The organism is Saccharopolyspora antiqui, from assembly GCF_052246905.1.
In the GTDB taxonomy this organism is placed as follows: Bacteria; Actinomycetota; Actinomycetes; order Mycobacteriales; family Pseudonocardiaceae; genus Saccharopolyspora.
Window position 1 is genome coordinate 216,403 of the sequence record NZ_JBQQBO010000010.1, and the last position, 24,120, is coordinate 240,522.

Below are 24,120 nucleotides of genomic sequence, written 5' to 3' on the forward strand. Positions count from 1 at the left end.
ACTGCGTGTAAACCGTAGGTTGCGGCGGGCGAACGAGATCAGGTCGTCTTCCCGATGCCCAGGAACCGAGCGGTGTCGCGCCAACCCATTGAACCTCGTGGGGCTCAATGGGTTAACCACGTTACGTGACCTGCGGGTTTGGGCAGACAGACCGCGTGCGGGCACGAACCTCAGCGTTGCTCGATCTTGTCCCCAGCAGGCGAGACCGCGTACCAGTTTCCCCCGTCGGAATACAGGCCCCCACCATCGGCCTGGCCGGGCAGCTCATCACCGATGTAGTAGTACAGCGGATGTCCATTGTAGACAACCTGCGTGCTGCCGTCCGGGCGTTTGCTCGTGGTCAGCAGAGCGGGGTTCACGGCCGCACCAGCAACAGGCGGACCGGTCGTGGTCAGTGGCGGCCAATCTTTCGCGCACCCGGCAAGACATGTCGACTGCGGGCTGGAATCCTTGTCGAACAGGTACACCGTGCGACCGTCCGGACCAGTGAGCACGGTACCCAGGTTCGGCACCTCATGGGTCTGGACCACAACGACAACGCCGGTGACCGGTGGAGCCGTCGTCGGCGGTGGAGGTGTCCCAACTCCGCTGCCGTCCGCAACTTCTCCACTGGGAACGCATGCGGCAACGAGAGCCAGCACACCACCGGCCAACCCGACGCTGGCCAGCGCAGTCGTACGATCTCGAATGAAGTGGCCCATCGCGGCCTCCCCCATGGGCTGAGGCTGTGTCCCCTGGGGTTCCCCGCTTCCACGGTTCGTATGAGGCGTAGTCGCCGCAACCGTTGGCCGCCGAGTCGCACGCAGCGGCCAGCTAGCCCTGGGCCAGCACGGTGATCACCTCGGCTTCGTGTGCCGACGGGTTGCCGAGTCGATGCCGCCGACCGGCGCGGAGGTACGCACTGTCACCGGCCAGGAGTTCCACGGTCGTCTCTCCGTCGTCGAGCACGAGCTCGGCCGTGCCCCTGACGACGTGCACCCACTCCTCGCCGTCGTGCGTCGAGTCCTCCGTCATCCATGCCCCCGGGGCGAGCACCGCGATCCCCGCCAGCAGGTTTCGCCGCGTGTCGGGTGAGGCCATGAAAACGTCCATCCCGGGCGCGGGGCTGTAGAGGTGGCGGCGCGCTGTCCCGCGCACCACGATGTCGTCCGTCGGTTCCCGGGTCGGCAACAAGTCCGCGAGGTCCACCCCGTACAGCGTGAGCAACCGGTGCAACCGACCGAAGGTGATGTCATTCGTGCCGTTCTCCACCAGGGACAGGAACGACTTCGAGATGCCGGTCGCCAACGCGACCTGCTGCAGCGAGAGCCCCCGTTGCTTGCGGAGCGCGCGCAGGCTGGGTCCGATCTCGGGAGTCGCCTCGTCGGGAGGCTTCCTCGGCCCGGCTGACATGGCGCAGACGATACCCGAAGCGTCCAGTTTCCTGGAAGGAAGTTTGATTTAGTGGATTCTGCCTGTTGACCTGATCGGATCGGGCTCGTACGCTTCCCGCCAAGTTCAGTTTACTGGATTTTTGTTCTACTTACTGGATATTAGTGGTGGTCAGACCCCGACCGGTCCGGAAGGGACTTCGATGCGCATTGGAATCGACGTCGGAGGCACCAACACCGATGCGATCGTGCTGGACGGCGACCGGATCGTCGCGTGGACGAAAACCGAGACCACGGCCGACGTGCTCACCGGAGTCGTCACGGCATTGAGCGACGTAGCGCCGCACGCTGAGCCGGGCCAGGTCGACGCGGTGGTCATCGGCACGACCCAGTTCGTCAATGCCCTGGTCGAGGCCCGGCGGCTGGCTCCGGTCGTGGTGATCCGGGTGGCGACACCGCCGCAGACGCTCGAACCGCTCGTGGATTGGCCGACGCGACTCGCCGATGCGGTCAGGGCCGAGGTGCACGTCGTCGGCGGGGGCCACCAGTTCACCGGCGAACCCCTGCGGCGGTTGGACACCGAAGCCGTTCGCGCCATTGCGCGCGGGGCGAGCGCGGACAGCGAGTTCGTGGTCAGCTCCACGTTCTCGCCCGTGAACCCAGGCGACGAGGAAGCGGTCCGGGCGGCCATCCGCGAGGTCCATCCCGACGGGTCGGTCACGCTGTCCCACCAGATCGGCCGTCTCGGCATCCTCGAACGGGAGAACGCGGCCGTGCTCAACGCCGCACTTCGTCCGTTGGCCGACCGCGTAGTGGACGGATTCGTCGGTGCCCTCGCCGACGCGAGGCTCGACGCACCGCTTTTCCTGTCGCAGAACGACGGCACGGTGATGAACCTGGAGCTGGCGCGCGCCTTCCCGATCCTCACCATCGCCTCCGGACCGACGAACTCGATGCGCGGCGCGGCGTTCGAGGCGGCCGAGCAGGACTGCATCGTGGTCGACGTCGGGGGCACCACCACCGATGTCGGTCTCATGCAGGGCGGGTTCCCCCGCGAGTCGGCGATCGCGATCGGGCTTGCCGGAGTGCGTACCGACTTCCGGATTCCCGACGTCGTCTCGCTGGGGCTCGGTGGTGGCAGCCTGGTCGGGGAGCGCGATGGCCACGTGACGGTGGGCCCGGAGAGCGTCGGGCACGACCTGACCAGGCGGGCGCTGGTGTTCGGCGGCGACACGCTCACCCTCACCGACGTCGCCGTCGCAGCAGGGCTCGCCGAAGTCGGTGACGCCGCACTGGTCGGCGATCTCGACGCCGCCTTCGTCGGCCGGGTGATGGACCACGTGCAGCGCCGCATCGCCGAGGCGGTGGAACGCGCGAAGCTCAGCGCCGCGGAGATTCCGGTGATCGCCGTGGGCGGCGGTGCTTTTGTGGTCGGCCAGCCGATGCCCGGCGTCGCCGCCGTGCTTCGGCCGAACCATGCGCCGGTCGCGAACGCGGTGGGGGCGGCCACGGCGAACGTGGGCGGTGAGGTCGACCAGATCTTCTCGCTCGCCGAACGCACTCGCGACAACGTTCTCGCCGAGGCGCGGCAGAAGGCGCACTCGCGCGCGGTCGAGGCCGGTGCCGTCGCATCGACGGTGCGGATCGTGGACGAGGAGGATCTCCCCCTCGCCTACCTGCCGCACGCGACGCGCGTCCGGGTGCGGGCCGTCGGCGACATCGGCTCGTTCGTCACGTCGGAGAGGGAGCAGGCGCATGCAGCTCGATGAGTCAGTGCTCGACGACCTGGTGGTGGGCGCCACGATCCTCGCGGCCGGAGGGGGTGGCGATCCCTACATCGGCAAGCTGATGGCGCGCCGGTCCATTCGCGACCACGGGCCGGTCCCCCTGCTCGACGTCGCCGAAGTTCCCGACGACGCCAGGATCGCCTTCGTCGCGAGTATGGGCGCGCCCAGCGTGGTGGTCGAGAAGCTGCCTCGGGCGAGCGAAGTGGTGGCAGCGCTCGAAGCGCTGGAAGACCACGTGGGATACCGGTTCACGCACATCGCGCCCGCGGAGGCCGGTGGCCTGAACGCCGTCATACCCGTGACGGCCGCAGCGCTGCGCGGCATCCCGATGCTCGACGCCGACGGCATGGGCCGGGCGTTCCCCTCGCTCGATCTGGTGACCCCTGCGCTCTATGGCGCCTCGACGACGCCACTGTCCCTTGTGGACGAGCATGGTAATCGGATCGTGCTCACGACCGAGTCCAGCGACTGGGCGGACCGGATCGCCCGCGCGGCAATGATCACGTCCGGCTGCGTGATGATGTCGGCGCTCTATCCCATGACCGGCGCTCAAGCCAAGGAATGGCTCGTTCGCGGCGCGCTGAGCCTGGCCACGCGGTTGGGCGAGGTGGTGCGCACGGCACGGGCTCGCCACGAGTCACCCGTGGACGCGGTGGTCGCCGAGCAGCGCGGCGCCCGGCTCTTCGACGGCAAGGTCGTCGGTGTCGAACGAGCCACCGAGGGCGGTTGGACCGTCGGTGAGGCCGTGCTGTGCGGACTGGACGATTTCGAAGGCCAGGAGTTTCGGCTCCGGTTCCGCAACGAATACCTGGTGGGCGCCCGGGACGGGCGGATCGTGGCCACAACTCCCGATCTGCTGATGGCTTTGGAACTGGACAGCGGCGCGCCGATTCCGGCGGAGGAGATGCGCTACGGCTACCGCGTGGCGGTGATCGGGCTGCCGTGTGACGACCGGTGGCGCACCGAGGTGGGTTTGCGCGCGGCGGGCCCGCGACGGTTCGGCTACGACGTCGACTTCTCGCCCGTGGAAGCGAGTTTGCCCGTGGAAGCGAATACGAGAGCGGCGCGATGACGCGCACGGTACTGCGCGGCGGCCGCATCGTCGACGGCACCGGCGCGGCGCCCACCGACGGTGACGTGGTCCTCGATGCCGGGCGCATCGCCGAGGTCGGTACCGGGCTGGACGCCGATGACGAGGTCGACGTCACCGGGCTGACGATCCTGCCGGGCTTTGTGGACTGCCATGTGCACGTGGTGTTCTCCGGCGTCGATCCGTTCCGCATGCAACACGAGCCGTTCTCGTACCAGTTCTACGCGGCGGCCCGGAACCTCGCGATGACGCTGGGCACCGGGGTGACCACGGTTCGCGACGCGGGAGGCGCCGACGCTGGCATCAAGAAGGCCCTCTCCGATGGTTTGATCGAAGGCCCGCGGCTGCGCACCGCCGTCACGGTCCTCGGCCAGACCGGCGGGCACACCGATGGCTGGAGCGCGAGCGGCGAGACCGTACGGCTGCTCGTGCCGCACCCCGGACGCCCCGACATGATCGTCGACGGACCCGACGAGATGCGCAGGCGAGTTCGGGAACTCGTGCGTGCCGACGCGGATGTAATCAAGATCTGCACGTCGGGCGGGGTCCTTTCCACCAGCGATGATCCGCGACACGCGCACTTCTCCGCGGCGGAGATCGCCGTCTGCGTCGCCGAAGCCGCCGCGGCCGGACTCGGCGTGATGGCCCACGCCCAAGGCGCCGCCGGGGTGAAGAACGCGGTGCGCGCCGGGGTCCGCTCGATCGAGCACGGCATCTACCTGGACGACGAGGCGATCGACCTGCTCCTCGCGAACGGCACGTGGCTCGTGCCCACGTTGATCGCGGGTCGTGCGCTGTTGCGGGATGTTGACGCCGGAATGACCCGGCTCCCGCCCGCGGTGCTGGAGAAGGCACAGGCGGTGGCGGACGAGCACCTGGCGTCGATCCGCCGCGCGGTAGACGCCGGTGTGCCGATCGCCTTCGGTACCGACAGCGGTGTGTTCCCGCACGGGGACAACCTCGACGAGCTGGCGCTGCTGGCCGAGGCCGGAATGCCCCCTCTGGAAGCGATCAAGGCGGGTACCGCGTCGGCCGCACGACTGCTCGGGCTGGCCGACGTGATCGGCACCGTCGAACCCGGCAAGGCCGCTGATCTCGTGCTCGTGGCCGGTGACCCGCTGGACCTCACCGGCTACGGCGAGCGCATAGCGCAAGTCTGGCAGAACGGCCGCCGCGTGCGCGGCCCGAAGCACTCGCCTTCCGATACCACGCACACCGACAGGTGAGGAGGACTGCAATGGCGACGGCACCGGCCGAGGTCGTGAACCTGGTCAAGGAGTGGTTGGCCGCGGGACATCATCGCGACATCGAGTTCATCACGGCACACTCGTGGACCGAGGACGAGAACGCCGTGCACACGGTCGCTTCCGGACCAGACGGAGGACTCACACTGGAACGGCTTCAAGGCCATCTGGGGGAATACGAGCCGCGCGAGGTCGTGGCGTCCAACCCGCAGGGCTTCGTCCACGGCGACTTCGCCTGGGTCTTCGACACACCGACGATCGACCTGCTCGACGAGGGTCTGATCGATGCGCGGTTCACCGCCGTGCTGCGCAGGATCGACGGCACCTGGAAGGTCGTTCACGCGCATCTGTCCGAGGGAGTCGCGCACGAGGCATAAGCGCCTCCGCAACGGTGATCATTGCTGTTGCCACGCGTGACCGTTGCGGAAACAGTGCTCACCCCGCCTCCCGGCCGCCAGCGAGACGCCGACGCCGACGAATTCTGACCGCTACCAATCGCTTTCTCAGCCGTCGCCGTCAGCGCCATGGAATCCCAAGTCGGCCGGGAACACGGCCACGACCCGGACGACGAAGAAACGCTGCGGCAACTGCTCGACGAAGTTCGCCAACTGCGAACTGAAGTGCATGCCCTGCACGCCGTCCCGCCAGATCGAGTCTGAACCCCGCCTGTGGCCAGGCGCTGGGTGGCCGAAAGGACAACGTGCGCCCACGCGCGGCGAGTGATCGACCGAGGCCAACCACAGTCGCCGGTTCTCGCGGTAGGAGTCGATCGCCTGCCGCCAGAACGCCTCACCCAGCAATCTCAACGCAACTACTACCAGCGGCCACAGCACTCCATCATCGCCGTCGCCACCGGGCTAGGGTTCGATCAGGCCGGTGCGGATCGCGTAGCGGGTGAGTTCCAGCCGATCGCGCAGGCCGAGCTTCCGCATCAGGTTGGCCCGGTGGCGCTCGACGGTCTTGACGCTGATGACCAGCATGTCGGCGATCTCCTTGGACGAGTGCCCCTCGGCGACCAGTTTGAGGATCTCTTCCTACGCTGGAGGGAGAGCTCCAGGTGTCCGGCGTCGGCGTGGCGCACCGTGTTGGTGATGCTCTCCTGGGCCACGCGGTAGACGACGAGTTCGGCCGCGTCGCCGAGTTCGGGCAGGTCGCTGTCCAACCTGCAGCGCACGGAAAGCCCGCTGTGGCCCGGAATCTCGCTGGCCAACGACTTGAGAGCGCTGGCGAGGCCGAGCTCTTCGAGAACGCCGGGGCGGAGTCGACGGGCGATGCGGCGGATCTCGTCGAGGCTGTCCCGGGTGGTCTCCTGGACGTTGTGCAGCGCGGCGGCCACGGACTCGGGTGCCTGGTCCGCGACGCGCTTGAGTTCGAGCAGGACCGCGGTGAGGCTCTGGCCAACCTCGTCGTGGAGCTCCTGCGCGATGCGGCGGCGTTCGGCTTCCTGCGCGGACAGCGCGCGGGCGTTGCTGGTCGCGCGTTCGATTTCCAACCGGTCAAGCATGGCGTTGAAGGCCCTGATCAGCTCCGCGATACCGCCGTGGCCGGTAACCGTCGCGCGGGAACCGGGGCGCAGCAGGTCGATCGTGGTCATGGCGCCGGTGAGCCGCCGTAGCGGGGCGAAGCCGATGCGCAGCAGGAGGGCGTTGGCGACGAGCATGGCGGCCAGCCCAGCGGCCAAGATCAGGGCCTCGGCGGGCAGGACCGGGGTGGAGACGGTGGCCGGGCTCAGCAGCAGCAGGATCACCGCCGCCGTGAACACCGCAGCGTTCAGCAGGAAGACCCGCCAGAACAGGGACACGTCGCCCGACCTCCTCACCCGTCGCTGCCTCCACTATCACCCACCTGACCCTTTCGTGTGAGTCGGCCCGTGCCTTGGCCAGCGCCTGGCCATCTGGATGCCAGGTTGGGGTGTCAGTGGCGTCGGCGTCCATCGGTGGCAGCACTCAAACTCCGCTGCGGTGCGCGGGTGGCGCTGGTTGCCGCTACAGGTTCGCCTCCCGCAGAGATGGGTGTTGGACCGGATGGTGGCGTTGGTCCGCGTGGGTGACGGTGGGAGCAGAGGCGGTGGCGCGGTGCGGGGTTCGCGTCACCGCCCGTCCTCGAACACGGCGACCGCCGGGATGAAGTCCAGCAACCGCAGCTGGTTTCCGATGTCTCTGAAGACCATCCGAGCCAGCGAGGACCCCGACCGGTGACCAGCCAGCTCGCCGCAGGCGACTGCCGATCCGGGAAGGGACCAGAGAAGAGGCAACGCGTGGCAGCAGTGCCCGGACCGCGCGGCGGGAGCCGCCGCAAGATCAGTTGGGATCTCGTACGCGCCGGTTGCGTCGCGCTGGTGATGCTGTACCACGCGACGTTCCTCAGCGTTTACCTGCACCCCGAGCTGCAGCCCCGCGCCTTCGTGTTCCCGTACCAGGTCGGGGCCAGCCTGCTGCTGGTCGTCTCGGCGTATTTCGCCTGCGTGACGATCGGCCGCGGATCGGCGTTGCGCTACTGGTGGGGACGCGTCGCTCGGCTGCTGCCCCCGTTCCTCGCCGCGGCAGTCGTGATCTTCCTCGTGCTGCGCGCATTCCCGGTGGAGGGCTGGTTCGTTCCCACCGCAGCCGATCTCGGCTGGAACCTGCTGATGCTGTGGCACTGGAAACCGCAGTACTACCCGTTCGTCGACGGCTCCCACTGGACCGTTCCCCTGCAGCTCATGGGGTTCACCGCGGCCGCGCTGCTCTACAAGAGCCGCTGGGGCCACGGGCGTCGGCTGGTGGTCGTGCTCTGGGCGGCGGTGATCGTTGCGCTGGCCCAGTGGCCGATCCGCATCGCCGACCCGGTCGAGGACTACCGGGCCGTCGTGGACGGATTCGGCCTGCACCGCTGGCACCTGTTCGTCGCGGGCGTGGCGATATGGCTGTGGTCGGTCAGGCGCGTCCGCACCCCGCACTTCGCCTGCTTGCTCGCCGCCTGCATGACCGCGCAGGCGGTGCACAACTACACGCGCACACCCGAAGGACTGCTGGCGGACTGGGGATCGACGACCGCGGTGTGCGCAGGCATGTGCGTGATCGCGCTCGTCGCTCGCGGCCCGGACTGGAACGCGGTCATCCCCGGTGCCGTCCAACGCCCCATCCAGTGGTTCGCGGGCATCTCCTACGGGGTCTTCCTCATGCACCAGTCCGTCGGCTACCTGGTGGTGCGACGATTGCATGACCTCGGCGCGGACACCACCGCGCAGACACTCGCGATGCTGGCGACCGGCACCGTCCTCGGCTGGTTGCTCACCAACGCGGTGGAGCGTCCTGCCCACCGATTGCTCATGCTCCCCTTCCGACCACCGGCCGACCGCCAGGTCAGCGCGCGAGCCACTCCTGGTAGGTGGTCTTGGCGATGACGGCATCGTCCTTGGCGATGAGGACGTCGCCTGAAGCGGCGGCGAACATACCGGCGCTGTTGTCGGTGATGACGGTGCGATGGTCACCGTGGGCGGCGAGGGTGATCCTGCCCAGCTCGTCGAGCGCGAAGACCTCAGGCCCGGCGACGTTGCGGGTGCCCCGCAGCGGAGCGCCCACGACGACGCTGGCGACGGCCTCGGCTACGTCGGCCGCGGCCATGGGCTGGACGCGCGTGGCGGGCAGGCGGACGGTGTTCTCGTCAGCGGTCCAGGACAGCACCGCGTCGATGAACTCGAAGAACTGCGTGGCGCGGACGATCGAATACGGCACGGGACCGGCCTTGAGGATGTTCTCCTGCAACACCTTGGCGCGGTAGTAGACCAGATCCGGCACCTGATCGGCGCCCACGATCGAGAGGATGACCACGTGGCCGACGCCCGCGGCGTTGGCGGCGGTAAGCAGGTTGTCCATGGTCGTTTGGAAGAACGCGGGCGAGGCGTCGTCGAAGGTTGGCGAGTTCGTCAGGTTGACGACGACGTCAGCCCCTTTCAGCGCCTCGGGCAGGCCCTGCCCGCTGAGCAGGTCCAGACCGGTGGACGGCGAGTGCGGCACCGCCTCGTGCCCCCTCGCGTTCAGGATCCTGACCACCTGCGATCCGATGAGCCCGGTCCCACCGATGACAGCGATCTTCATGTCCTTTGACCTTCCTCGTTCCCGGATGAGAGACGTCCGAGCAGTTGGGTACGACGGGCGGCGCGGCCTGAGTTCGAGGTCAGCTCGTGCGCGGGGCTCGGCGGTCCTTGCGCCGAACGAGTTCTTCCTCGTCCACCAGGGTGAGCATGGGCTTGTCCGGTTCGCAGAGCATGGTGACGGTGAAGCGCACGGGGATGTCGTCGCGGTTGTTGCCGTCCTGGTAGTGGATGACGTCGCCACCCGGCTCCCAGAACGCCTCGCCGACATGGACGACACGCGCTGGCTCACCCTCGATCTCGAACACCATCTCGCCATCCAGCACATAGCCGAAGGCCGGTCCGGTGTGCCGATGCGGAGGGGTGCCGGGGTCGCCCGGTGGGAACTCGACGACGATGGTCATCGCGTGCGCACCCGCCGGGATGAAGGGAGGCTCCGCCTCCTGCACCACGGTGATCGCCGACCGCCACGCGTCCGATCGAGGCTTGCGCCCGGCGGTCGTCGACTCGATGTCCGACATGGAAGACCTCCCTGCGGAATGGGCTGTGGAGGGTCCGCTCACCTCGCGAGACCGGAGTTCGTGACAGCACAACCCTCCTGATTTCGCGGCCCTCGCACCGCCCCGTCAGGAAAGCGGTGGACGGTGAGCTGGCCTTTTCGACGTCGTCAGCTAACGACCCCCCGTTCGGCTGTAGATCGACCAGGACCTCTTGGTCCCTTCGGCGGCTCGGCCGTTGTCCCACCAGCCCCAGCCGACCTCATGGGATGCGTCCAGACTCATCACCAGGTGTTGTCCGAGCGAGTAGTACCCACCTGCGGCAGGTCAAAAACCTGGCGCAGCGTCTGGAAGCTCGGGCCGAAGACCAGTAGCCGCGCATACCTGCCAGGCACCGTCGACGGGAGAACCGCGTCCGGGGGACAACTCGCGCGCCATAATCAAGTCCAAAGTGGACGATGAACGATCCGCTGGCTCAGAGGTCGTAGATCGTCATCCACGTCCCGTTGGTGACGACATATCCGTGACGAGACCGCATATGGGTGACCACGGGACGCACGTGTCCAGCGCCGTAGACGACAGCGACGTTGATCTCCTCATCGCGCCGCGTGTCGTGGATGTGCGTCAACGCCTTGGCCAGCAGGACATCCCGGTGGTCTCCGATGAGCTCATCGAGACCGGAATCGGTCGGCTCTTCGAGGTTGAGGATGTCGTCGTTGAAGGCAAGGTGGTAGGAGATGAATTTGCGTGATCCGAACAACCGCAGGTAGACGCCGTAAAACGGGGCCAGCACGAAGACGAGTGCCCGCTCCCAAAGCTCGATCTGCCGCCAGCGCTGGTCGAACTCCGCACCGGTGATGTCAGGCATGACGACCGGCACACCAACGTCGTACAGGCTCGCCGGTTGCAATTGAAGTCCGAGCCTGCGGTTCAGCGCGGCGAACCGGTAGACGGAAGTCAACACCTTCATCCAGGTGCTGCCCCCGCGAACGCCCTCAGCCACCACCAGATCGTGCTTTCGGAGCCGCGTGGCGACCTCGGTGTAGAAGGCGGGATCGGCGAGATGGATCATCGGATAGACGGTGAAACGACACCGGCTGTCCCTCGCGCGCAGCTCGAACACCGCCACTCGGACACCCAGCTCGTTGACATCGACGATGTCCATCCGCCCTCCAACACGCCACCCGAGGTCTCGGAGCACACGTCTCAAGTGCCCGCGAGGTTGCCAGCCAGCCGTTGGCCGAGGGCAGCGGTGGGGAACGCGTCGAAGCTGAACACGGTGGCGGCCTTGAATGATCGTTTGCGACCACCACGCGGACCCCGCGCGTATGGGACGGCAGGGAGCAGGAAGGCGCCGGGCCCTCAGGCACTGCCGAGCAGCAACCCGACCGCGACGATGAGCGCACCGCCAACGGCGACCTGCAGCACCGACGAACGCAGCGTGACCGCGAGATAGCGCTTGCGGACGACCGCGATCGCGGCGAGCTCGATGGCCACCACGATCGCCGCCAAGGTGATCGCGGTCGGCCGGTGGTCGATGACGAAGGGCAACGTGTGGAAGACACCGCCCAGGGCGGTCATCACGCCGGTCACAACGCCGCGGGTCACCGCCGAGCCGCGGCCGGTCTGACTGCCGTCGTCCGACAGCGCTTCCGACAAACCCATGCTGATGCCCGCGCCCAGCGCCGTTGCCAGGCCTACGAACAGCGCTGCGTGCGAACTGGCCAGCAACGCGGCCGCGAAAATCGGCGCCAGGGTGGACAGCGTGCCGTCGATCAGCCCCACGAGCCCGGGCTGGACATATCGGAGCACGAAGACCTTCTCGTCGGCACGGATTTTCTCCAAGAGGGCGACCATGACCACAACAATAGCAACAGAAATTCCCCTTCCGCTAATTAGCCAAACCTAATCCGGAGAAAAACAAGGAATGCCTAACCTCCCTCCTGGCGCCGCATTTCGAATACTTCAGGTAAGCCTTATCAACCACAGGAAAGGCTTACCCAAGGACACCCGGGCAGCAGGCGCCCGGGACCACGACGGGCCGCATCGGCCAGGCCGAAAACCCGCACACCCCTTGGCGAAACCGTCTCAAAGAGGGCGTCTCCACACCTCGGCGACCGAGACCGAAATCCCGGCATTGGCACCTTCAGCCACGACGGCAATCATCTGCTCAGAACAGACGAGACCGGGAACACGCTCACGACTCCGATTAATACCGCAACCGCACCCGATCGCGTCCAACACGTCTGGCAGCAGCGGAGGTTGCGCTGTCTAGGTATTGGATCCCCACACCAGCCATTTATCCGCTACCGCGGCCTCCAGGTCGATTCCGTGGTAGCGCGCGAGCAACAGGGTTTGACACAACACGTCGGCGAGCTCCGCACGGAAGTCGGCGTCCAGCTCCTGCGTGGTCTTGCCCTTGTCGCGCGCCTGCCCCGTTCTCATCAGGAAAGCTTGGGCCAGCTCACCAACCTCCTCCTGCAGTTTCAACACGAACCACTCCGGGGTCCGCTCGATGCCGTGCTTGTGCGCGTAAACCGCCGACACGGCTTCAACCTCTTCGGCCAGCTCCTTGAGATGCACAACTCCGCAGCCTAGAGGACCACACCGACAGCACGGATCAGCCGAGTCACCCGCGAGATCCTCCACGGCGCCTTGGGTCGACCTGCAGTACGTCTTCGCCAACCACACCACTCAGTCGACGTCCAACATTCCACAATGGAGTATCAAGATGGCATCACCTGACCTAGGAACGACTGGTTCACTTGGAGCAGCGGCACTTCAGCATCAGTGATCACGAGATGGAGGCAACTGTCGCTCGCCAGATCGCTCCAACTTCCGGAGTTGATCCTCACGCGAAAGGGATACCGATGCGAACAATCGTTCGTCTACAAGGGACACATCGATGGGGACAGGTGCACACGAGCATGGCGGCTGCCGTGCGCCTCTGCTGCAAGCGGCTCGTTCCCTCTATCAGGGCCGGAATCCGCCGGAGAGGAACGTTCGGAGAAGTGGCCGTCGAACTCACTGCAACAGCGGTGTCCGCCTGCCGTGGCACACCGCGAAAATAACGACGAAGCAGTGGTGGGGCGAGCTCGCGGATTCGCCCTACCACTGCCTTTATCCGGGCCTTTATTCGGTCTTCTGATCGTTGGCCCGCTCCGTGGCGGCGAAGCCTTCCCGCGCGTGCGAGCCGTCGCAGAACGGCTTCTTCGCGGACAACCCGCAGCGGCACAGCAGTCGGGTCCGACCTGGGCCGAGGTCGAAGGCGTTGTTCTCGTGGTCCACCACGCGGACCGGCCCCTTCACCTGGTACGGCCCGTTGTCCACCGTCTTGATCACCACTGCCGGTTCAACCGGAGTCGGTTCTTCCATCGACACCAACCTTCACCCGATCGAATCCGTCAGCTGGCGATCTCGTAGCCCGCCGCGTTGACCGCCTTGTGAACGGCCGCCGGATCGACGGGCGATTCGCCGACAACCGTCAGCTCACCGTTGCTGATGTCCACATCGACGTCGGTGACCCCAGCAACTCCGGTCACGGCCGTGGTCACCTTCGTCATACATCCGGAGCAGGTCATCCCCTTGACGATGAACTTGCTTTCGCTCACGAGATCGTTCCTCTCGACTCGACATCGAAACACTACCCCCGTAGGGTATCTGAAGACTGCCGGGAATGACCACCGGTGGTGGTCGAAACCGAGTACGCCACCTGCGCCGCCCGAGTGGGCAGCTGGATTCCGGGCCACCGCCATTTGCTGCGGGCTCCGGCCGCGGTGAGGACGGCGGTTGTTCGCAGGACGCCATCGCTTGTGCCGTTGTCCGTTCTACGCCAACGAGTTGCAGTCCACGCGGAGTTGATCCGAGACTGCTTCTGCCCCATGCGGCCGCGAGCACGTCAGGGCACCACGCGCAAGCGTCCGCGAACCGCGTTCTACTATGCGACCTAGTATCTTCGCGGTCGCTCCGTACCGCCTTCGGGCGAAGCAGGCTTCAGTCCAAGTTCCAAGCACAGCCAGGGAGGCTCGTGTGATCCAGCGTCTTCGCCGACTTCTGGATTTCCGGCGCGACGTCAGACGGGGGGTCGCTCGCATTGCGCTGCTCTGCATGTTCTCGGCGCTCGGGTTGAGCGCGCTTGAACTGCCCGCTTCGGCGCATGCCAGGCTGCTCGAAAGCGATCCCGCCAACGGTGCCACCCTCGATTCCGCTCCGGCAGCTGGCCGCTTCCGCCTCAGCGATCCGGTCAATCCGAGTTTCGTCACGGTGGCGCTGACGGACCAGAGCGGAGCGCAACTCCCGATCGCCCCACCGAACGTGCAGAACGACACCGTCACCCAGCCGTTCCCAGCATTGAACGACGGGAGCTACACATTGGCGTACCGCATCGTCTCGGCGGACGGCCATCCGGTGTCCGGCGCCGTGTCCTTCCAAGTCGCCAACGCCGCAGCGAGCGCACCGTCCTCATCCGAGGCCGCACCCGCGGCAGTGCCACCGGTGGCGAGCCCCAGCTCGAACGACACCGACACGAACTACTTGTTCTGGTGGGTCGGCGGCGGCGCGCTGCTCACGATCCTGCTCGCCGTCGCGGCCGTCGCCGTTCGACAGCTCGGACACGACAAGTAGCTGCTGCGGATCAACATCCCTTCGTCTCGATTGCATCGCCGACGCTTGCTATCATCGCCCCATGGCGATCAATAGTGCGCAGGGGTGCCCGTCGTCGAACGGCGACGCGGCCCTGGATCCGGCGGTGGCGTTGTTCCACAGCCTCTCCGATGCCACGCGGTTGGCGATCGTGCAGCGCCTGGCCGCAGGTGAAGCGCGGGTCGCGGACTTGATCACAGAGTTGGGGTTGGCGCAGTCGACGGTGTCGGCGCACGTGGCCTGCTTGCGGGACTGCGGGCTGGTGGTGGGGCGTCCGCAGGGACGGCAGGTGTTCTACAGCCTGGCCCGCCCCGAGTTGATGGACCTGCTGGCGTCGGCAGAAACACTGCTGGCCGCGACCGGTAACGCGGTGGCGTTGTGCCCGAACTACGGCACCGAGACCATCGCTGGCGCAGACGCGGAGGCCACGCGATGAGCGACGCCTGCTGCGGTGGCGACGAACCCCGCACCGCAGGGGAAGTCGAGGAGCACGAGCCGGAACGGCTCTGGCAGGTCACCGAACTGCGCGCCGCAGCGGTAGCCGGGGTGCTGCTGGTCGCCGGATATGCCGCCGAGTGGGCGGGGACGGCACCGCTGCTACCGCTTCTCCTGAAAGCACTGGCATTAGCCGCCGGTGCCTACACCTTCGTACCCGACACGCTCACGCGGCTGGCCAAGGGCAAGATCGGTGTGGGCACCCTGATGACGATCGCCGCCGTCGGCGCGGTGCTGCTCGGCGAGGTCGGCGAAGCGGCGATGCTGGCCTTCCTGTACTCCATCAGCGAGGGCCTGGAGGAATACTCCCTGGCACGCACCCGCCGGGGTTTGCGGGCGCTGCTTTCCCTGGTGCCCGACGAGGCCACGGTTCTGCGCGGCGGCACCGAATTGGTCGTGGCTCCATCGGAGCTACGCGTCGGGGACCGGATGGTGGTCAAGCCCGGTGAGCGCATCGCAACCGACGGCGTGATCCGCTCCGGCCGCACCGCACTGGACGTCTCCGCCATCACCGGCGAGTCCGTGCCCGTCGAAGCCAGCCCCGGCAGCGAGGTGTTCGCCGGATCGATCAACGGCACCGGCGCGCTGGAGATCGAAGTCACCACGACCGCCGAGGACAACTCCCTGGCCCGGATAGTGCGGATCGTGGAGGCCGAGCAGTCCCGCAAGGGCGCCAGCCAACGCCTCGCCGACCGCATCGCCAAGCCCCTGGTGCCCGGCGTCATGGTTGCCGCCGTGCTCATCGCCGGAATCGGCAGCCTGCTCGGTGACCCGGCGACCTGGATCGAACGCGCCCTCGTCGTGCTCGTGGCCGCCTCGCCCTGCGCGCTCGCGATCGCCATTCCCGTCACCGTCGTGGCGGCCATCGGCGCGGCCAGCAAGCTCGGCGCGTTGGTCAAGGGCGGCGCCGCGCTGGAAGCCCTCGGACGGATTCGCGGGGTGGCACTGGACAAGACCGGCACCCTCACCCGCAACCAGCCCACCGTCGTCGACGTCGCCACCACCGACGGGATCTCGCGGGAGCACGTGCTCGGGCTGGCCGCAGCGCTGGAAATCCGCAGCGAACACCCCCTCGCACAAGCCATTCTCGCCGCAGCCGACGGCGACATCTCATCGGCCACCGACGTGGCAGCGGTAACCGGAGCAGGACTCGTCGGCCAGATCGACGGACGCACCGTCCGGCTCGGACGTCCGGGCTGGCTGGAATCCGGGCCACTGACCGCCGACGTGCAGCGGATGCAGCGAAGCGGGTCCACCGCAGTGCTCATCGAAGACGGCGGGCAGGTCATCGGCGCCATCGCCGTCCGCGACGAACTCCGCCCCGAGGCCCGCGAGGTCATCACCCTGCTCCACCACAGCGGCTACCACGTCGCCATGCTCACCGGCGACAACCACGCCACCGCCACCGCACTGGCCGCCGAAGCAGGCATCGACACCGTGCACGCCGAACTGCGCCCCGAGGACAAGGCCCGCATCGTCGGCGAACTGCGCGGCCAGCGCTCGACGGCGATGGTCGGCGACGGCGTCAACGACGCCCCCGCACTGGCCACCGCCGACCTCGGCATCGCGATGGGCGCCATGGGAACCGACGTCGCCATCGAAACCGCCGACGTGGCACTGATGGGCGAGGACCTGCGCCACCTTCCGCACACCCTCGACCACGCCCGCCGGGCCCGGCGAATCATGCTGCAGAACGTCGGATTCTCCCTGGCCGTCATCACCGTGCTGATGCCGCTGTCCCTCTTCGGCGTGCTCGGCCTGGCGGCGGTGGTGCTGGTGCACGAGGTGGCCGAGGTCGTGATCATCGCCAACGGCGTCCGCGCCGGACGCGCCAAACCCCTCCCCACTCTGGCCGGAGTTCAACCTGCGACCCGGCCCGCAACAACGGCGGCCTCCGCGTGATCCACACCGAAACCCCGGTGGTGAGTCCCAGGAAGCGGTCTTCCTGGACTACGCCCGCGACATCGGCCTGGACGTGGACCGGTTCCGAGCCGACTTGAACAGCCCGACCACAGCCGAACGCGTCGAGAAGGACCAAACCGACGGGCTCACCGCCGGAGTCCAAGGCACACCCACGTTCTTCCTCAACGGCAGGAAATTCGAACCCAACTCCTACCAAGACCTCACGACCGCCATCGACGTTGCATCGATCCGGATCTGGCTCCGTGACCCACTGCGATCATTGCCGTGCCCACGGTGATTACGGGGTACTACGGCCAGAACGTCCCTTATCCCGGTTCCCAGCAGCCGTGGGGCTTTTGGACTTCGGCGGTGGCGATTGTCGTGTTGCGCGGCGGCATTTATGCCTTGTTCAAGAAGCGGAAGTCGCATGTGGATGGCTTCCGCCAGCGGAGTGGCATTTCAGCGTCACACTTCGGGAATCCTGAGATTCCGTCACCGTCAACGTGAGGATGTTTTCCTGCTCACCTCCGCCGGATGCGGCCAAAGCGCCTGCTGGAACCAGCAGTGCCGCAGCGCACGAAGCACCCACCACGGCACGGCCGAGCAACCGAATACCGGTCATTTCCCGTCATCCTCCGTCCTGGCCGAAAAAGAAAGCGAGTGTCTTCCTTACCTCAACTCCGACGATCTCTCGCGGCAGACACAAAACGATCAACTATCGGATTCCCTCAATTCCGTACTCGCTACCGCCCGCCACCGCGCACGACGCCGCGCTCACCCCTGGTGATCTGCCGAAGGCACTCTTAGCTAATTCCATCCAGCGACCGCACAGCGGGGAAAGCAACACACGATCAACAGGCTTACCCCGGCAGTGTGCCGTCTGCGAATGACAGCCGACACCAATCCGACCTCAATATGTCCATTAATCGACCGAACCGTCCACACCGGACCGTGGTCGCGTTTGCCGCAAGTCGAATGCGTGCCGATTTGAATGGACGGAAAGTGATCCCGATATCGCACCGAACGGTTCATGATCGCCGATCGTATGAACGTTTCGATCACTGCCCGGCGATGGCCGAACGCGCTGCGACGCGGGGCCAACCTGGGCGGTGGCAACATCAGGGTTGCCGAGCTTAGATCATCTTTTCTGGGATCATCACATGAGGTGAGCAGCGACAACCTCGGCTTGCACGATCATCTGCCATCGATATGTTTGATGTGGTCCCGCAGCGACGGGGCCACATCAAATCCCGAAAAGTATTCCACTGCCGACGCGTCCCTCCACGGCGGTCGAATTCCTTCCGGTGTCACTCGCGAAGATCATTAAGAAAGGGAATTTCTGTTATGCCTTCTGTCAAGCGCGTCATCGCAGCAGCTGCTCTGGGGCTTCCTCTCCTACTCGGCGCCCCCGGAATGGCGCTGGCCAACGACGGTCACAGCAGCGATGGAAAGCCGTGCCACTCGAAGAAGTGCCACAAGGACGGCCAGAAGATCGATCAGGACCAGGACAGCAGCACCGAGCAGAGCAACGACAACAAGTCGCCGATCTTCCAGTGGAGCATTGGCAGCAAAGGTGACCAGTCGGCACTGAACTGGACCAACCAGTCCAACGACAGTGACACCGACCAGACCGAGGTCGCCGTGCAGGAGGAGAACAAGGGCAAGAAGAAGCACAAGGACAAGTACGAGGGCACAAGCACGTACGGAGACGAGGGCACCTACGAGGACGGCAGCTCCTACGGAGACGAGGGCACCTACGAGGGCGAAAGCGGGAGCTGACGCCTTCCCGGCAGTAATCCTGAACAGCGAGTAGCAAGGCACCACTTGGCCCGGCGGCGAGATAGCCGGGCCAAGTGGTGCTCAGCGTAAAAAAGCACCACACCAGCGGCGTGATCCACCGCGAGGCCGTGGTGTTCGCGCTCAGCGACGAGGTGCTGGTTAGTTGTGGACCGATAGATCAATAACTAAGGCTCGCGTCACACCGGCACGCCGACGACCGTTTGCGCAGTCCGGGGAAGCGCGGTCGCTGGAGGCCCTGACGCGCAGAGCGGACGGAGTCTCGTCAGCCCCGACCGACTGCGCCGGGATCAGCGGACTACCTCACACACCGGAATGAACCCGGTTGTTGAGCGTTGAAGCGAGCGTGAAAAAGATCGGGTTCCTGTCCTTCGGGCACTGGACGCCGTCGCCGCACTCGCAGACGCGCTCCGCGGCCGACTCCCTGCTCCAGGCGATCGACCTCGCGGTCGCCGCGGAGGAGCTCGGGGCCGACGGCGCCTACTTCCGCGTGCACCACTTCGCGCGGCAGCACGCCTCGCCGTTCCCGTTGCTCGCGGCCATCGGTGCCCGCACCAGCCGGATCGAGATCGGCACCGGCGTGATCGACATGCGCTACGAGAACCCGATGTACATGGCCGAGGACGCCGGTGCCGCCGACCTGATCTCCGGTGGCCGTCTCCAGCTCGGGATCAGCCGGGGCTCGCCGGAGCAGGTGATCGACGGCTGGCGGTACTTCGGCTACCAGCCCGCCGAAGGCGAAACCGACGCCGACATGGCCCGCGCGCACACCGAGTTGCTGCTCGACGTGCTCAAGGGCGACGGATTCGCGCAGCCCAACCCCAGGCCGATGTTCGCCAACCCGCCGGGGCTGCTGCGCATCGAGCCGCACGCCGAAGGGCTGCGGGACCGGATCTGGTGGGGATCCAGCTCCAACGCGACCGCGGTCTGGGCCGCCAAGCTCGGGATGAACCTGCAGAGCTCGACGCTCAAGGACGACGAGAGCGGCGAACCACTGCACGTCCAGCAGCGCAAGCAGATCGAGGCCTACCGCGCAGCGTGGCGCGCCGAAGGACACGAGCGCGAGCCCAGGATTTCGGTCAGCCGCAGCATCTTCGCGCTGGTCGATGACCTGGACCGCGCCTACTTCGGCCACGACCGCGGCTCCGCGGACCACATCGGCTACATCGACGCCAACACCCGCGCCATCTTCGGCCGGTCCTACGCCGCCGAGCCAGACGTGCTCGTCAAACAGCTCGCCGACGACGAGGCCATCGCCGCCGCCGACACCCTGCTGCTCACCGTGCCCAACCAACTCGGGGTCGACTACAACGCACATGTGATCGAAAGCATCCTGACCCACGTCGCCCCGGAACTCGGCTGGCGCTGACGACCGAGGTAGCAGCCCGTCGGGCGAATCCGATCCTGACCGACCCGCGCGGAGGTACGCGCTGGGCCGTTCGGTGACTTCTTCGGTTGCGGCCAGACGCGTAGAAAGTTGTGCATGAATTCCTCACCGGGTCGCACATCCGCAGGCCACAGCCGCCGCGCGTTCCTCTCCGCCTCCGCTGGGGTCGCCGGTGCCGTCGCGCTTTCCGGCACCGCCCAGGCCGCCGACCTGCGTCCTACCGCGAACGGGCAGCTGCCGCCCGGAAAGCCGATCGCGCCACAGCGACCGGATGCGCAGCTGCGCGCGCTGCTCGCCGAGGTCGACCAGCAGCGCATCGAGGACGCGGTGCGCGAGCTGGTGAGCTTCGGGACCCGGCACACGCTGTCCAGTCAGGACGATCCGCAGCGGGGCATCGGCGCCGCCCGCGACTGGCTGTACGCGCAGCTGCGGTCCTACGCCGAGCAGTCGCAGGGGCGGATGACCGTCGAGCTGCAGTCCTACGACCAGGAGCCAGCCGACCGGATCCCGGTCACGACGCGGATCACCAACGTGGTGGCCACGATTCGCGGCACCACCCACCCCGAGCGGGTGCACGTGGTCAGCGGGCACTACGACTCGCGGGTCTCCGACGTGATGGACGCCGTCAGCGACGCGCCCGGGGCCGACGACGACGCCTCGGGCGTGGCGGTGGTGCTGGAGCTGGCCCGGCTGCTGTCCGCCACCCCGCTGGAGTCCACGGTCGTGCTCGCGGCGGTGGCCGCCGAGGAGCAGGGCCTGTACGGCGCGCAGCACATGGCCGAGCAGTTCGCCGCCGCGGGTACCGACGTGCGGGCGATGTTCACCGACGACATCGTGGGCTCCAGCCATGCCGACGACGGCACCGAGGACCCGCGGACGATCCGGCTGTTCGCCGAGGGCGTGCCCACCGCGGAAACCCCGGAGCAAGCGGCGATCCGACGGTCCGTGGGCGGGGAGAACGACTCGCCTTCCCGGCAGCTGGCCCGGTTCGTCACCGACGTGGCCGCAGGCGACGCGACCGGGATGCGAGTGCGCGTCATCTACCGCCGGGACCGGTTCTTGCGCGGCGGCGACCACATCCCGTTCCTCGAAAACGGTTACCCGGCAGCGCGTTTCACCGAACCGCACGAAGACTTCCGGCACCAGCACCAGGACGTCCGCGACGAGGACGGCGTCCGCTACGGCGACCTGCCGGAGTTCTGCGACTTCGGCTACATCGCGCGGGTCGCCAAGGTGAACCTGGCCGCGATCTGGTCGCTGGCCCAAGGACCGGGCGCGCCGACCGATGTCGCGGTGCGCACCTCCCAGCTCACCAACGACACCGAGTTGGTGTGGGCGCGCGGCCCGGAACCGGACCTGGCCGGGTACGAAGTGGTGTGGCGCGAGACCACCGCCCCGGACTGGACGCACAGCATCGACGTCGGCGACACCACGACGGCGATCGTCGACCTGTCCAAGGACAACGTGTTCTTCGGCGTCCGCGCCGTCGACGCCGACGGCCACCGCAGCCCGGTGACCTTCCCCGTTCCGCAACGCGACTGACACCGCACGCCGCGGGGGAGGTCCCAACGCTGGTGTTCCCGCGTGCTGGAAAAATCAGTTGCCCGAGCGGTACGCCGCGCCTAGCCTCCCCATTACACAGGAAGGAGGTGGTCCAACGTTGAATACCAACAGGACTTGTGAGGTGGCTGTCCGCTAGGACCGCCCACGGCAATCCAGCCGACCCGACGTGCGATGACCCTGCGTGATTCGACGCGGGCGTGCGGTCGGCGAATACCAGGCAGCTACCCGACCCCGGAGCCCCGAACTGTGTCCGGTTCGGCCTGTACGGACAAACCGGCAGGAAACGGCTCCGGGGTTGCTGCATTTCCGGCCGGGGTTCGGCATTCCCGGAAAGCCGCCGACCGGCGCTTCGATCGTCGTCGACGCGGCCGTGTTTCGACGGGCGGTTCGGCCCGTGGCGGTTCGATCCCATCGCCCGCATGACCGTTTTCCTGCTCGTTTCCGGGTACGGGGTCGGATTCCAGCGAAAAAACCAGGTTCACGCGAGCCGATCCCACACTGTTTCCCAACTTTGCAAGCCACCCGCAGAATTCGGCAACCGCGCGAAGGAACCAGCATGTTGAGGACCGAGAGACGCACCCGTCTCGACCAGGTGTTGGGGATCGTCGAGCGGTTGGGCAACCGGCTACCCAACTCGTTCATCCTGTTCATCGTGCTGTTCGGGGTGATCGCGGTCGCCTCGGCCGTGGCCGCCGCATTGGGCGCGACGGTCCAGCTGCCCGGTGCCGAGGGACCCACCGCGGTCAAGAACATCCTCTCCGGCGAAGGCCTGGTTCACCTGCTGAGCAACGCGGTGGACGACTTCGTCAGCTTCCCCGCGCTGGGTCCGGTGCTCACCGTGGTGCTGGGTGTCGGGGTGGCGCAGGGCACCGGTGCGCTGGAAGTGGCCGTCCGCCTGGTGTTCTCGCGGGTTCCCCGAGGGCTGGTCCCCTACGTCGTCGCGTTCGTGGCCTGCCAAGGCCACGTCATGTCGGACGCGTCCTTCCTGGTCATCCCGCCGTTGGCGGCGCTGGTCTTCCGTTCCGTCGGCCGACATCCGCTCGCCGGACTGATCGGCGCGTACGCCTGCGTGGCCACCGGATACGGGGGCGGCCTGCTGATGGGCACCCTGGACGCGAGCCTGGCCGGAATCACCGAAGAGGCCGCCGCCCTGCTGCCGGGGATCAGCGGCTACGAAACCAACATCGCCATGAACTACTACTTCGGCGCCGCCGCCGGGGTGTTCCTCCCGCTGGTGGGCGGATTGCTGATCTCGCGGGTGCTGGAGCCGCGATTGCCGACCTGGCACCCGGCGGACGGGTCGGCGAGCCACCGCGATGCGGTCGAGGTGAGCCCCGTGGAACGGCGGGCACTGCTGATCAGCGCTCTGGTGGTCACCGGTTTCCTCGTGCTGGTCGCGGGGGCCTGGCTGCTGCCCGGCAGCCCGCTGCGCGGTCCCGGTGGCACGTTGATCCCGTCACCTCTGCTGAGCAATCTGGTGCTGATCATCGCGCTGTCCTTCTTCCTGTTCGGCTACACCTACGGGCGCGCGAGGAAGCTCGACAAGGACAAGCGCGACATCTTCAAGCTCATGACCGCGGCGATCAAGGAGATGAGCGGGTTCATCGTGCTCATCTTCATCGTGGCGCAAACGCTGAGCGTGCTGTCGTGGAGCGGCCTGGCCACGTTCCTGGCGGTGGAGTTGGCGGCGACGGCCCAGTCCATCGGCCTGGTCGGTTTCGGCGCGCTGCTGTTCCTCGTGTTGCTGTCCACCGTGCTGAACCTCGTGATCACCTCGGGTTCGGGCCTGTGGTCGCTGGAGTCGACGGTGATGGTGCCTGCCCTGATGCTGCTCGGTTTGTCACCGGCGATCATCCAGGCCACCCATCGCATCGGTGACTCCATCACCCAGGCCGTCTCACCGATGCACATCTTCCTGTACTTCATCCTGGGCGAGGCCAAGAAGTACGAGCCGGACCTGAAACTGGGGACGCTGGTTTCCCGACTGCTGCCGTTCGTGCCCGCGTTCGGACTGGTGTGGACGGGCATCCTCGCGGTCTTCTACTTCGCCGGTCTCCCCGTCGGTCCCGGCGCCTCGATCCACCTGCCGTAGTCAACCCCGACCCCGGGTCGTGGTCCGCGCTTTCAGAGGCTGTCTTCGAACTCGTTTTGGGTGGCGGTGCTGGTGGCGGAACCTGAGTGCCTGTTTTTGAAGTGGTCGTGTCGGGCCGTCCACCTCGGGTGAGGTGGGCGATTTCGCGCGAAATCGCCGTCTCCCACGCGGGGCGGGTGG

General features: G+C 67.0%; 25 protein-coding genes and 1 pseudogene. 14 read left to right on the forward strand and 12 right to left on the reverse strand.

The window, feature by feature from the left end; translation table 11 throughout:
* Nucleotides 1–170: 170 nt before the first annotated feature.
* Nucleotides 171–716 carry a COG4315 family predicted lipoprotein gene (locus ACTWQN_RS18330; RefSeq protein WP_443204709.1) on the reverse strand — a complete coding sequence of 182 codons (546 nt, stop codon included), beginning with the start codon at nt 714–716 and terminating at the stop codon, nt 171–173.
* A gap of 97 nt (nt 717–813) precedes the next feature.
* The gene (locus ACTWQN_RS18335) at nt 814–1,392 is read right to left on the reverse strand and encodes a helix-turn-helix domain-containing protein (RefSeq protein WP_443204710.1); all 579 of its coding nucleotides are present in this window, start codon (nt 1,390–1,392) and stop codon (nt 814–816) included.
* 121 nt (nt 1,393–1,513) lie between these two features.
* Between ACTWQN_RS18335 and ACTWQN_RS18340 the strand changes: the two genes are divergently transcribed.
* The 4 genes from ACTWQN_RS18340 to ACTWQN_RS18355 are packed head-to-tail and all read left to right on the forward strand — an operon-like array spanning nt 1,514 to nt 5,868.
* On the forward strand, nt 1,514–3,139 hold the full coding sequence (locus ACTWQN_RS18340; RefSeq protein ID WP_443204711.1) for a hydantoinase/oxoprolinase N-terminal domain-containing protein: 1,626 nt from the start codon (nt 1,514–1,516) through the stop codon (nt 3,137–3,139).
* Between the two features lie 4 nt (nt 3,140–3,143).
* Nucleotides 3,144–4,229, forward strand: a complete 1,086-nt coding sequence (locus tag ACTWQN_RS18345) for an S-methyl thiohydantoin desulfurase family protein (RefSeq protein ID WP_443204712.1) — start codon at nt 3,144–3,146, stop codon at nt 4,227–4,229.
* Complete coding sequence (locus tag ACTWQN_RS18350; protein WP_443204713.1) at nt 4,226–5,473, forward strand: metal-dependent hydrolase family protein; 1,248 nt, start codon at nt 4,226–4,228, stop codon at nt 5,471–5,473. The genes ACTWQN_RS18345 and ACTWQN_RS18350 overlap by 4 nt, the downstream gene beginning before the upstream one ends.
* Before the next feature lie 11 nt (nt 5,474–5,484).
* A complete protein-coding gene (locus ACTWQN_RS18355) occupies nt 5,485–5,868 on the forward strand; it encodes a nuclear transport factor 2 family protein (protein WP_443204714.1) in 384 nt (127 codons plus the stop codon).
* A gap of 126 nt (nt 5,869–5,994) precedes the next feature.
* On the opposite strand, the gene ACTWQN_RS18360 is transcribed toward ACTWQN_RS18355, so the two are convergent.
* From ACTWQN_RS18360 to ACTWQN_RS18370, 3 genes are all read right to left on the reverse strand, one after another.
* Nucleotides 5,995–6,117, reverse strand: coding sequence for a hypothetical protein (locus ACTWQN_RS18360; RefSeq protein ID WP_443204715.1), 123 nt, complete (start codon nt 6,115–6,117; stop codon nt 5,995–5,997).
* Nucleotides 6,118–6,348: 231 nt separating this feature from the next.
* The gene (locus ACTWQN_RS18365) at nt 6,349–6,471 is read right to left on the reverse strand and encodes a LuxR C-terminal-related transcriptional regulator (RefSeq protein ID WP_443204716.1); all 123 of its coding nucleotides are present in this window, start codon (nt 6,469–6,471) and stop codon (nt 6,349–6,351) included.
* Complete coding sequence (locus ACTWQN_RS18370; RefSeq protein ID WP_443204717.1) at nt 6,423–7,292, reverse strand: HAMP domain-containing sensor histidine kinase; 870 nt, start codon at nt 7,290–7,292, stop codon at nt 6,423–6,425. Before ACTWQN_RS18370 ends, ACTWQN_RS18365 begins: the two co-directional genes overlap by 49 nt.
* A gap of 456 nt (nt 7,293–7,748) precedes the next feature.
* Here ACTWQN_RS18370 and ACTWQN_RS18375 point away from each other — a divergent pair, with 456 nt between their 5' ends.
* Nucleotides 7,749–8,876: an acyltransferase family protein gene (locus ACTWQN_RS18375; RefSeq protein WP_443204718.1), complete on the forward strand. Its 1,128-nt coding sequence runs from the start codon at nt 7,749–7,751 to the stop codon at nt 8,874–8,876.
* Here ACTWQN_RS18375 and ACTWQN_RS18380 read toward each other — a convergent pair.
* From ACTWQN_RS18380 to ACTWQN_RS18410, 7 genes are all read right to left on the reverse strand, one after another.
* The gene (locus tag ACTWQN_RS18380) at nt 8,836–9,570 is read right to left on the reverse strand and encodes an SDR family oxidoreductase (RefSeq protein WP_443204719.1); all 735 of its coding nucleotides are present in this window, start codon (nt 9,568–9,570) and stop codon (nt 8,836–8,838) included. The genes ACTWQN_RS18375 and ACTWQN_RS18380 overlap by 41 nt on opposite strands.
* A gap of 79 nt (nt 9,571–9,649) precedes the next feature.
* On the reverse strand, nt 9,650–10,087 hold the full coding sequence (locus ACTWQN_RS18385) for a cupin domain-containing protein (protein WP_443204720.1): 438 nt from the start codon (nt 10,085–10,087) through the stop codon (nt 9,650–9,652).
* Nucleotides 10,088–10,538: 451 nt separating this feature from the next.
* Complete coding sequence (locus tag ACTWQN_RS18390) at nt 10,539–11,228, reverse strand: hypothetical protein (protein ID WP_443204721.1); 690 nt, start codon at nt 11,226–11,228, stop codon at nt 10,539–10,541.
* A 197-nt stretch (nt 11,229–11,425) separates the two neighbouring features.
* The gene (locus ACTWQN_RS18395; RefSeq protein ID WP_443204722.1) at nt 11,426–11,920 is read right to left on the reverse strand and encodes a VIT1/CCC1 transporter family protein; all 495 of its coding nucleotides are present in this window, start codon (nt 11,918–11,920) and stop codon (nt 11,426–11,428) included.
* 414 nt (nt 11,921–12,334) lie between these two features.
* Complete coding sequence (locus ACTWQN_RS18400; RefSeq protein WP_443204723.1) at nt 12,335–12,646, reverse strand: MazG nucleotide pyrophosphohydrolase domain-containing protein; 312 nt, start codon at nt 12,644–12,646, stop codon at nt 12,335–12,337.
* 549 nt (nt 12,647–13,195) lie between these two features.
* Nucleotides 13,196–13,438 carry a CDGSH iron-sulfur domain-containing protein gene (locus tag ACTWQN_RS18405; RefSeq protein WP_443204724.1) on the reverse strand — a complete coding sequence of 81 codons (243 nt, stop codon included), beginning with the start codon at nt 13,436–13,438 and terminating at the stop codon, nt 13,196–13,198.
* Nucleotides 13,439–13,467: 29 nt separating this feature from the next.
* Nucleotides 13,468–13,674 carry a heavy-metal-associated domain-containing protein gene (locus tag ACTWQN_RS18410; RefSeq protein ID WP_443204725.1) on the reverse strand — a complete coding sequence of 69 codons (207 nt, stop codon included), beginning with the start codon at nt 13,672–13,674 and terminating at the stop codon, nt 13,468–13,470.
* A gap of 496 nt (nt 13,675–14,170) precedes the next feature.
* Here ACTWQN_RS18410 and ACTWQN_RS18415 point away from each other — a divergent pair, with 496 nt between their 5' ends.
* The 9 genes and pseudogenes from ACTWQN_RS18415 (at nt 14,171) to ACTWQN_RS18455 (ending at nt 23,940) form a co-directional block, all read left to right on the forward strand.
* A complete protein-coding gene (locus ACTWQN_RS18415) occupies nt 14,171–14,686 on the forward strand; it encodes a copper resistance CopC family protein (RefSeq protein ID WP_443204726.1) in 516 nt (171 codons plus the stop codon).
* A 61-nt stretch (nt 14,687–14,747) separates the two neighbouring features.
* Nucleotides 14,748–15,140: an ArsR/SmtB family transcription factor gene (locus tag ACTWQN_RS18420; RefSeq protein WP_443204727.1), complete on the forward strand. Its 393-nt coding sequence runs from the start codon at nt 14,748–14,750 to the stop codon at nt 15,138–15,140.
* Nucleotides 15,137–17,101, forward strand: a complete 1,965-nt coding sequence (locus ACTWQN_RS18425) for a heavy metal translocating P-type ATPase (RefSeq protein WP_443204728.1) — start codon at nt 15,137–15,139, stop codon at nt 17,099–17,101. The genes ACTWQN_RS18420 and ACTWQN_RS18425 overlap by 4 nt, the downstream gene beginning before the upstream one ends.
* A 73-nt stretch (nt 17,102–17,174) precedes the next feature.
* Nucleotides 17,175–17,399, forward strand: a complete 225-nt coding sequence (locus ACTWQN_RS18430; RefSeq protein WP_443204729.1) for a DsbA family protein — start codon at nt 17,175–17,177, stop codon at nt 17,397–17,399.
* A pseudogene (locus tag ACTWQN_RS18435) lies at nt 17,375–17,521 on the forward strand (CorA family divalent cation transporter); the annotation flags it as partial. The gene ACTWQN_RS18430 and the pseudogene ACTWQN_RS18435, both read left to right, overlap by 25 nt.
* Nucleotides 17,522–18,445: 924 nt before the next feature.
* Nucleotides 18,446–18,880 carry a hypothetical protein gene (locus tag ACTWQN_RS18440; protein WP_443204730.1) on the forward strand — a complete coding sequence of 145 codons (435 nt, stop codon included), beginning with the start codon at nt 18,446–18,448 and terminating at the stop codon, nt 18,878–18,880.
* A 364-nt stretch (nt 18,881–19,244) separates the two neighbouring features.
* Entirely contained in the window at nt 19,245–20,267 is a 1,023-nt protein-coding gene (locus tag ACTWQN_RS18445) for an LLM class flavin-dependent oxidoreductase (protein ID WP_443204731.1), read from the forward strand.
* 114 nt (nt 20,268–20,381) lie between these two features.
* Nucleotides 20,382–21,827, forward strand: coding sequence for a M20/M25/M40 family metallo-hydrolase (locus ACTWQN_RS18450; RefSeq protein WP_443204732.1), 1,446 nt, complete (start codon nt 20,382–20,384; stop codon nt 21,825–21,827).
* A gap of 577 nt (nt 21,828–22,404) precedes the next feature.
* The gene (locus tag ACTWQN_RS18455) at nt 22,405–23,940 is read left to right on the forward strand and encodes an AbgT family transporter (RefSeq protein WP_443204733.1); all 1,536 of its coding nucleotides are present in this window, start codon (nt 22,405–22,407) and stop codon (nt 23,938–23,940) included.
* Nucleotides 23,941–24,120 lie beyond the last annotated feature (180 nt).

Coding starts and splice junctions, on each gene's coding strand:
- ACTWQN_RS18405 (WP_443204724.1), bottom strand. CDS start 13,438: ATGGAAGAACCGACTCCGGTTGAACCGGCAGTGGTGATCAAGACGGTG.
- ACTWQN_RS18385 (WP_443204720.1), bottom strand. CDS start 10,087: ATGTCGGACATCGAGTCGACGACCGCCGGGCGCAAGCCTCGATCGGAC.
- ACTWQN_RS18450 (WP_443204732.1), top strand. CDS start 20,382: ATGAATTCCTCACCGGGTCGCACATCCGCAGGCCACAGCCGCCGCGCG.
- ACTWQN_RS18415 (WP_443204726.1), top strand. CDS start 14,171: ATGTTCTCGGCGCTCGGGTTGAGCGCGCTTGAACTGCCCGCTTCGGCG.
- ACTWQN_RS18455 (WP_443204733.1), top strand. CDS start 22,405: ATGTTGAGGACCGAGAGACGCACCCGTCTCGACCAGGTGTTGGGGATC.
- ACTWQN_RS18355 (WP_443204714.1), top strand. CDS start 5,485: ATGGCGACGGCACCGGCCGAGGTCGTGAACCTGGTCAAGGAGTGGTTG.
- ACTWQN_RS18330 (WP_443204709.1), bottom strand. CDS start 716: ATGGGGGAGGCCGCGATGGGCCACTTCATTCGAGATCGTACGACTGCG.
- ACTWQN_RS18425 (WP_443204728.1), top strand. CDS start 15,137: ATGAGCGACGCCTGCTGCGGTGGCGACGAACCCCGCACCGCAGGGGAA.
- ACTWQN_RS18395 (WP_443204722.1), bottom strand. CDS start 11,920: ATGGTCGCCCTCTTGGAGAAAATCCGTGCCGACGAGAAGGTCTTCGTG.
- ACTWQN_RS18440 (WP_443204730.1), top strand. CDS start 18,446: ATGCCTTCTGTCAAGCGCGTCATCGCAGCAGCTGCTCTGGGGCTTCCT.
- ACTWQN_RS18350 (WP_443204713.1), top strand. CDS start 4,226: ATGACGCGCACGGTACTGCGCGGCGGCCGCATCGTCGACGGCACCGGC.
- ACTWQN_RS18365 (WP_443204716.1), bottom strand. CDS start 6,471: ATGCTGGTCATCAGCGTCAAGACCGTCGAGCGCCACCGGGCCAACCTG.
- ACTWQN_RS18420 (WP_443204727.1), top strand. CDS start 14,748: ATGGCGATCAATAGTGCGCAGGGGTGCCCGTCGTCGAACGGCGACGCG.
- ACTWQN_RS18390 (WP_443204721.1), bottom strand. CDS start 11,228: ATGGACATCGTCGATGTCAACGAGCTGGGTGTCCGAGTGGCGGTGTTC.
- ACTWQN_RS18335 (WP_443204710.1), bottom strand. CDS start 1,392: ATGTCAGCCGGGCCGAGGAAGCCTCCCGACGAGGCGACTCCCGAGATC.
- ACTWQN_RS18380 (WP_443204719.1), bottom strand. CDS start 9,570: ATGAAGATCGCTGTCATCGGTGGGACCGGGCTCATCGGATCGCAGGTG.
- ACTWQN_RS18360 (WP_443204715.1), bottom strand. CDS start 6,117: ATGCACTTCAGTTCGCAGTTGGCGAACTTCGTCGAGCAGTTGCCGCAG.